The organism is Collinsella aerofaciens, from assembly GCF_040926405.1.
GTDB lineage: Bacteria > Actinomycetota > Coriobacteriia > Coriobacteriales > Coriobacteriaceae > Collinsella.
Window position 1 is genome coordinate 1 of record NZ_JBCOIG010000045.1, and the last position, 8362, is coordinate 8362.

Sequence of the window (8362 nt, forward strand, 5' to 3'; positions counted from 1 at the left end):
CCGGATTGGAAGCCTTCGCCCATGAGCGCGTAGTAGCTCTCGGCAGAATCGAGAAAGGCGGCGTCGGTTTGAGCGGCAAGGGCGGCGTTCGCGTATCTCGCAAGCTCCGCGTCATTTTGCTGCTCTGGAGATAGGTCTGTGCCGCTGGCCTGGGGCGCGCGCGTATTGAATGCGTCGACAAAGCCCTGCATGCCCTGCTTCATAAAGAAGGGCCCGTAGATGGGTGAATTGAACGCAATGGGGACGGAAAAGGCTGCAGCGAGAACGAGCGTACAAATCCATACGGCCTTGTCTCTTAGGATCAGTTTGAGAAGAAGTCGACAGTACATTTGGAAGCACCTACATTTCTCAAAGCATCGTTAGATTAATAATGACAGACCGAATGAAGATGCGTGCGATGGGGGCGAGGCGAATGGCTGAGCGGTATCGATATGCGGGTTCAACGGTATCACATTGGCCACATAGATTTTTAACTTGCATTTCTACCCGCCCTTTTCGTAGAGTCGCCGATACGTGCTTAGCGCACCCTCGGCGCGTCCGGCAGGCTTTGCGAAATGGGATCCAGGAGACTTCGGCGCAGCATCATCTTGCGGAATGCTTCTAATGAGCCTCCCATCCTTCAAAAACAGAATCTCATCGCACAGCCTATCGACCGAATCCAAGATGTGGGATGACATGATGATGCACGTACCAGAATCGGCCAGCTTCCTGAGAATCTCGGAATGCAAGTCCACCCTGCTGGGGTCGAGCGCGTTCATGGGCTCATCTAATAGAAGGTACCGCGCGCCCGTCGCATACGCAATCGCCAGGGTAAGCTGCTGCTTCATGCCCTGGCTCAGAGTGCGGATCCTCATCTTCGCGAACTCGCCTATCTGCGTTTGTTCCACTATCTCTTCGATATCGCGAGCATGCGGCCACATATCGCAAACCATCTTGAGGTGATCTTCCGCACGCAATCCGGGATACAGCAGCGTCCCCTCACCAGGTGCATAGAAGATCATAGAACGGACCTCTCTCGCACCCGTACCCTGCACCTCATCCAGAACGATGCTCCCGTCCACGCGAGGACCCGGCAAACCTGCCATCGCACGCAGCAACGTCGTCTTTCCATGCCCGTTCGGAGCGACGAGACCGTAGACCGTACCCGGGGCAAACTCAGCGTTCACCGAATCTACGAGCACCTTCTTTCCATAAGAGATCGTCAGCGTTTGAAGGTCAATCATCGAGATCATCCCCTTTCGATCTTTGGAACACTCAGGCGCACCATCAACGGAGATACGGCGCCCAAGACCACCAGCAGAGCGCCCGATGCGCCGACGACCTCTCCAAAAGGCATCGCGTTCGTCCCTCGCCCAAGGAACCCAATCGTCCCCACCTGGGAAGCGGAATCAAACGAGGCGAATGGAGCCAGCAGCGCGACGCCCATGCCCACGCTTTCAACATGAGCGCTCAACGAACCCAACACCAAGAGAACCGCGCAAACCATTCCGGTGACAACGGGGTTGCGGCTAATCGCTGCTGTCAACGCAGCGACGACGGAAATCACGCCGTATGCCATGACCAGCAACGGAATACTGCACAACACCGCCTCCCCCACCGTGGACGTTGTCGAAGCTCCCGCCCGAATGAGAGCGACGGGATACTCCGATCCACCCGCACCGTTCTTAATCACGGACACAACGACAGCGGGAACCATCGACACCAAAAGCAGCACCAAGCCAAGCAGGAGAGCCAGCGCAACAGCCGTCAGAAAACGCACATGCGCTGTTGCGGGGATCTGGAGAACCAGAAGGGAACGACACTGCAGGTGGGTGCACGCGAGCGATGCGACAACCACGGGCAACAGCAAAAATAAGGAGGGAAGCGCTGCCTGGAGATACGAAAGGAGGATTAATGGGGGCATCTTCGTACTTAACTCGTAAACCTTGGGGTCCGGCAAGCTCGCGATCGACTCAAGCAGAAGGGCGCGCGCCTCCGCACGAGAAGGAGTCTCCGGCTCGATTCCGATCGATTGCAGGAGAGTCGCATCTGCCGCGCCCAGCTCACCTCGAGCGCGCTCGTACGTCGCAAGGCTTCGAAACCCCTCCGCAGGCATAGGCGCGTACACGAAACCCGAAAGAGCATCCCGCATGTCTTCCAGGGCCGCTTTGCCCTCGACGTCCATATTCGCAGCGTTCTGCTCTAGATACCGATCTATTGAACGGAGCTCCCCATCCCTATACCGAACAGCGGAAACGTTATCAGCGTCAGGAAACATCTCGACCAGAGCCGGGGCCAGCATCGTCGTCGACATTGCAATCGCGCATACGGCGAGGGTAGGAGAACGCAGGAGCAGTTTCCCCATCGTTCTTACGTATGCAACGGCGGAGGCACAAGCGCTCGAACGAGTTGCCGTTCTCGATGCAGTGAAGGAACCTCTCTCAAGACAAATCGGGGATATCGGGCACGCGCAGCCGCTCTTTCCAGCAACGCAAAGCAGGCTAATTGCCAGCACCTCGATCCCGATTGCGCATACGAGGGCAATCGCGCCACGCTCGAAGCAAAGTCCAGGCAGATTCACTATCTGCGTTGTCGGGTACGGGCTATAGGCGCCGACGGTCAACTCAGTGTTCGCATACGTAAGGGGATTCAACAGGGCGAACTCACGTAAAGCGATGGATCTTCCGTAATACCCGGGAACCATCGTCACCCCCATCAGGGCACATACGAACACGATTCCAAGCGTAGGGTTATTGGCAATCTTCACGGCAAGGTGAACGACAAGCGAGATGAACGCTGCCACCAAGAATTGCAAGATGGCCGTCTTCGCGAACACCAGCCAAGCCGGTTTGATAACCGGAGTCGCATATTGAATGTAGCCTATCGGATAGAACGGCGAGCCCGGGCCATTCTTCACAAGCGCGGCGATTATCCCTGGAAGATTGATGGCGAGGACGGCAAGCATTGCAAAAACACTCGCCCATACGCTCGATGCAACAAGTCTACCCAGCTCGCCCATCGGTGCCTGGATGATGAGCTTTTCACGTTTGTTAAGACGCGCGGCAAGGAACGAGACGGCAACGGCCGTTGCGACCCATAGCAAGTACTCCTTCGATCCGTCATAATAGGTGTACTCTCCATCCGATATCTGCAGAAACGGAAGTAGGGGAGAGAGCGGTGCCAAGATAAGACGTCCCGCGGCAAGAGGGTACAGAAGCGCGGGCATGCTTGATGAAGAGGTATAGACACCGTCCTCCCCCGCATTCACAAGCGCATCCGCATAGGATGCTGACAATTCCTGCTCAACACGGGTTATTCCCGACTCGAGGTATTCGACCCGTCCGTCGATGCCAGCCGCGCTCCTGAAGACGGGCAGAGCACAAAGAACCATCAACGCAACAACGACAACACAGAGCGACCTGGAGGAGAGAAGCGACCTAAAGATCGCCTTCGAGATTTTGAGCATATTCATCGCCAACCTTAACCTCATCCAGTCGGAACAGAGGGGCCGAACAAAATGCTCGGCCCTTATTACTTGTCGGCAAAGTCAATTTAACATAAACTGTTAAAAAGTAACCTGAGTTTTTTAAATTCTTCGGAGGTTATTATGAGTTCCGACAATCGCACTCCCCGGCTTCATTCCTTCCGCATCGCATGTGCGATAGCCTCTGCGACCCTTTGCGCCACCGCCATCGCACAAGTGGCGTTCTCCTTAAAGCCAGCAATCGAAGTGCTCGACAACCCTGTAATTGCAGACTCCCCCGCGTATCCAGCCCTTGCGATCTCGACATTGGTCCCTGCCGTCATCGGTATCGCTACGACCATCCTCAGCGCCGTTCTCGTGTGGACGATCAAGAGCGGAGACCCCTTCAAGAAAGGGTCTGCGACATGCCTGAAGGTGCTCGGCATTCTCTTCGTTGTTCAAGCTGCCACCAGCCTCTACGCCGGCTCACTCAAAACCTCCGTTTCGATGTTTGGCGGCGAGGGGGCCGTCGGCGCCCAAGAGATCGCTTCATCATTCGATTGGACCTCTCTGGTTCTCGGCATCGTCCTGTTCATGCTTTCCCAGCTCTTCTTGTACGCCCGAGAGCTGTACCTCGACTCCGACGAGATTGCGTAAGGAAACGCCATGCCCGTAATTGTTCGCCTCGACAAGATCATGGCCGAGCGAAAGATTTCCTCGAACGAACTTGCCGAAAGGATTGGAACCACGCCCGTGAACCTGTCCCGTATTAAAAAAGGGCATATTCGCGGCATTCGCTTCAACACACTCGAGCAGCTATGCCTCGCCCTTCGTTGCCAACCCGGAGACCTTCTCGAAGTCATGAGCGAAGAGGATGCCCGAAAGGAGTTCGGACTCGATTGGTCCGCCGAGGATTAGAGGGCGGTCGTACTCGCCCTGCACACGGGGATGCGAATCGGCGAGGTCTGCGGCCTTCGGTGGTGCGATGTGGATTTCGAGACGGGCCTGATCTCGATCAGACACTCGGTGGCGTACGCGAAGGGAATGGGTTCGTTCATCAAGGACACCAAGACCCATGACGCCAGGGGTATCCCCATCGACCCGGTCGGCCTACTCCCCTTCCTGAAGGAGACCCACGAGATCGACTGCGGAAAGCTGCGCTTGCGCGGCCTTACCGGGGCGGTCGAGATCGGGGACTGCTACATCCTGTCGGAGCCGGGCGCGACCTTCGCGACGACAAGCTATATCCGCAGGGCGTTCAAGACGTTCTCGGAGACCAACGGCCTCATGGGCACCAACGACGAGCTGATCACGTTCCACGGCCTTCGCCACACGTTCGCAACGCAGTGGATCCGCCAAGGCGGCGATATCAAGGCGCTCCAATCGATCCCCGGCCACAAGGACGCCATGGCGACGCTCAGCGTCTACGCCGACATCGAGCCCATCTCCAAAATCCATAACATGCTGCGCGCCACGCCGTGCCTTTGGCGCGGGCACCTCGGGCCGAGGGTCGATCCGGGTCCCATGTTCCAACAGAGGATCCAGGAGTCCATCGAGACGCTCCAGGCGTTCGGCTACGGCATCACCGAGCCGGACGACCGAAATATCGCCATACGCGACGTGAAGACGAACAGTTGGCTCTAGCTCACCGAGTACGCGGCAGTGCTGGGCCCATCCCAACTGAGGTCACGGTGGTCCGATAGGGGCGCCGCCCGCGGCATGCGCCGCGGAGCGGTATCCCCTACCGAAGGGCGGGGATGCCCTCCGCTTCCAGTTCGGAATCAGCCGTCGGAGGCGTTCGGCTGACTGCGGGAACGGCCTGTCCGCTCAATGTGTTCGGCTGAGATCGGAAATCAACCCAACACGAGCCGGACACGCGCCAGACGGCTCTTCCCCGTACGGCCTTCCCCCTTACGCTCATGTTGCAGGCATGTAACGCCGCAGCGAGCGCGCCTTTTTTGCGCCAGACAGGTACAATGATGAACACTGTACCGTAGCGGAGCGCCCCGCGCGCGCCGCAACCACGCGAAAGGGTTTCCCATGGCCGAGATCTCGTCCTCCCGTATCGTCATCACCGTCCTTGGCAAGAACCGCCCCGGCATCGTCGCCGGCGTCACCCGTGTCCTGGGCGAGGCCAACGTCGACATCCGCGACATCACGCAATCCATTATCGAGGACATCTTCACCATGACCATGCTGGCCGATACCGCCGAGTCCAAGCTCGACTTCGCTGAGCTGCAGAAGGCCCTGGCCGAGGCCGGCGAGCTTTCGGGCGTCAACGTGTCCATCCAGCGCGAGGACGTCTTTAACTTTATGTACCGCCTGTAGCGAACAAGCCGCTGGGGATAGCCTGACGCGCGCATGCCCATGCAAGCCACCCCGATGCGGCCCGGAGAGGAGCGCGCATGGCCTACGACGCCAAGAAAATCTATTACCGCTTCGATGACCACTTGAGCCGACTGGTTCTGGATTACGAAGCAAGCCGCCAGATTTCGTCTGAGAGCGAAAGCCTCTACCACGGCCTGCCGACCGACCCTTATGACGAGGGCTTGTTCGAAGAGCACAATGTCAAGCGCGGCCTGCGCAATGCCGACGGCTCGGGCGTGGTCGCGGGCCTCACTCGTATCTCGGATGTGCACGGCTACAACAAGGTCGACGGAAAGGTCGTGCCCGATCAGGGCAAGCTCACGCTTCGCGGCTACAGCATCGAGGATCTGGTCAACAATGCCCAGGCCGAGAATCGCTACGGCTACGAAGAAGTCGCCTATCTGCTTATCACGGGCTCGCTGCCCAACAAGGAAGAGCTCGACGGCTTTTGCGAGCGCCTGGGCGCCTTTAGACATCTGAGCGACGAGTACGTTAAAGAGTTCCCTATGACCACGGTGTCGTCGAGCATCATGAACGTGCTCCAGCGCGCCGTACTGCTGCTCTACGCCTTCGATGCCGAACCAGACGTGATCACGCCTGAGCACGAAATCGACGTCGCCATTTCCATGCTCGCACGTCTCCCGCGCATCGCCGCCTTCGCACACATGGCCTCGGTCGCCAAGCTTCGCGGCTCCGAGGTTCACGTGCCGCACCCTACGCCCGGTCTCTCCACCGCCGAGACCATCCTACAGGTCCTGCGCGGCGGCATGGCGTTCACCCGCGATGAGGCGATGCTGCTCGACGTTATGCTCATGCTGCATGCCGAGCACGGCGGCGGCAACAACTCCACCTTCGCTTGCCGCGTGCTGTCGTCTTCGGCCACCGACCCGTATTCCGCCTACGCCGCGGCTATCGGCTCGCTCAAGGGCCCGCGCCACGGCGGCGCCAATGCCAAGGTCGTGTCTATGCACGAGGACATCCGCGCGCATGTCTCCAACTGGGAGGACGAGGACGAGGTCGCGGCCTACCTGGGCAAGATCCTCGACAAGCAGGCCTTCGACGGCACGGGCCTCATCTACGGTATGGGCCACGCCGTCTACACGCTGAGCGACCCGCGTGCCGAGGTGTGCCGTCGTTACGCGCGCACGCTTGCCGCCAAGAAGGACCTGGGCGAGGAGTTCGCGCTCATCGAGCGCATCGAGCGCCTGGCCCCGCAAGTGATGCGCGATCACGGCATGACCAAGCCCATCTGTGCCAACATCGACCTGTACACGGGCTTTATCTACAAGATGCTCGGCGTGCCCGAGACGCTCTTTACGCCGCTGTTCGCCGTCGCCCGCATGGCCGGCTGGTCTGCGCACCGCATGGAAGAGCTCTTCTGCGCGCACCGTATTATTCGCCCGGCCTATCGTCCGGTGATCGAGCCGCTGGAGTACAAGCCACTCGCTGACCGCTAGGACGCGGACCGTTATAGAACTCGAGCGTGGCCAGGGCATCACCGCCCTCGGCCACGCTTTTTATGCCAGTAGAAAGGATCGCAACGAATGATTGTGTTTTCCGATATGGATGGGACGCTGCTGACGAGCGATAAGCAAATGAGCGATGCCACCTGGGCAATGCTCGACGAGCTCGCACGTCGTGGCATCGAGTTTGTTCCCTGCACGGGGCGTCCGCTGTCGGGCATCTTTGAGCCCATTCTCGCCCATCCCGCCGTGCACTACGCGGTCTGTGCCAACGGCGCCAGCGTCTGGCAGCTCGACGAAGATACGCCCACCGACGCCTCGCGCGCCACGTGCATCTTGAGCCGTCCGCTCGACCGTGGCATTGCCCACCGCATCCATCGCATTGCCGCCGGCCACGATGTGACCTTCGATATCTTCGCGGATGGGCAGTGCTTCCTCCCCCGCTCGCTATACGGGCGTCTGGATGAGTTCTGTGGCGGCGACCCCCACATCGCGGCTTCGCTCAAGCGCACACGAACACCGATCGACATGGATATCGACAGCAAGATCGACGAGGTCGAGACGCTCGAACGCATCGCCATGTACTGGCACGACCCGGCCGATCGCGACGCCATCGCGGCGGCGCTCGACACGCTCGGAGGCATTGAGGTCACGCGTTCTTACGCCATGAATATCGAGGTCATGGGTGAGGGCGCCACCAAGGGGACGGCCCTCACGTGGCTATGCGAATACCTGGGCAAGCGTCTCGCCGACGCCTGGGCATTCGGCGACAACATCAACGACATCCCCATGCTGCAGGCAGCGGGCCACGGCATGGCCATGATCAACGCCGAGCCCGAAGACCGTGAGGCCGCCGACGCCATCACCGAATACGACAACGACCACGACGGCGTCGCCCGCACCATCATGGCCGCCCTCGCCTAGTCATCGGCCAGTCACTGGGGACGTTCTTAAACGACTAGTCACTGGGGACACTCTTCGCAAAAAGCTGCAAGGACTGTCCCCCACTGCCGGCAGAGACGATATGAGCAGGACATAAAAACATTGAGAGCCCCTGCTGCATGAAAGACCGCGGATTAGGCCGACAATG

9 protein-coding genes are annotated in these 8362 nt (G+C 59.3%); 6 read left to right on the forward strand and 3 right to left on the reverse strand.

All coding sequences use genetic code 11. The annotated features are described in order from the left end of the window. From AB5758_RS09400 to AB5758_RS09410, 3 genes are all read right to left on the reverse strand, one after another. Positions 1-203 (reverse strand): hypothetical protein (locus tag AB5758_RS09400; RefSeq protein WP_368155525.1); only part of this gene is annotated, 203 nt, incomplete at its 3' end. Between the two features lie 279 nt (positions 204-482). After that, entirely contained in the window at positions 483-1223 is a 741-nt protein-coding gene (locus AB5758_RS09405; RefSeq protein WP_117769450.1) for an ABC transporter ATP-binding protein, read from the reverse strand. Between the two features lie 5 nt (positions 1224-1228). Next, positions 1229-3451 carry a hypothetical protein gene (locus AB5758_RS09410; protein WP_368141845.1) on the reverse strand — a complete coding sequence of 741 codons (2223 nt, stop codon included), beginning with the start codon at positions 3449-3451 and terminating at the stop codon, positions 1229-1231. A 135-nt stretch (positions 3452-3586) separates the two neighbouring features. On the opposite strand from AB5758_RS09410, the gene AB5758_RS09415 reads away from it, so the two are divergent. The 6 genes from AB5758_RS09415 to AB5758_RS09440 all read left to right on the forward strand — a co-directional run bounded on the left by AB5758_RS09415 (position 3587) and on the right by AB5758_RS09440 (position 8196). Then, the gene (locus AB5758_RS09415) at positions 3587-4099 is read left to right on the forward strand and encodes a DUF2975 domain-containing protein (RefSeq protein ID WP_006235293.1); all 513 of its coding nucleotides are present in this window, start codon (positions 3587-3589) and stop codon (positions 4097-4099) included. A gap of 9 nt (positions 4100-4108) precedes the next feature. Then, a complete protein-coding gene (locus AB5758_RS09420) occupies positions 4109-4360 on the forward strand; it encodes a helix-turn-helix domain-containing protein (protein ID WP_006235292.1) in 252 nt (83 codons plus the stop codon). An 18-nt stretch (positions 4361-4378) separates the two neighbouring features. After that, positions 4379-5086 carry a site-specific integrase gene (locus AB5758_RS09425; RefSeq protein WP_269152866.1) on the forward strand — a complete coding sequence of 236 codons (708 nt, stop codon included), beginning with the start codon at positions 4379-4381 and terminating at the stop codon, positions 5084-5086. Positions 5087-5482: 396 nt separating this feature from the next. Next, entirely contained in the window at positions 5483-5770 is a 288-nt protein-coding gene (locus tag AB5758_RS09430; RefSeq protein WP_006235289.1) for an ACT domain-containing protein, read from the forward strand. 77 nt (positions 5771-5847) lie between these two features. Beyond that, positions 5848-7266 carry a citrate synthase gene (locus tag AB5758_RS09435; RefSeq protein WP_238057936.1) on the forward strand — a complete coding sequence of 473 codons (1419 nt, stop codon included), beginning with the start codon at positions 5848-5850 and terminating at the stop codon, positions 7264-7266. An 87-nt stretch (positions 7267-7353) separates the two neighbouring features. After that, on the forward strand, positions 7354-8196 hold the full coding sequence (locus AB5758_RS09440; RefSeq protein WP_238057935.1) for a Cof-type HAD-IIB family hydrolase: 843 nt from the start codon (positions 7354-7356) through the stop codon (positions 8194-8196). Positions 8197-8362: the final 166 nt, after the last annotated feature.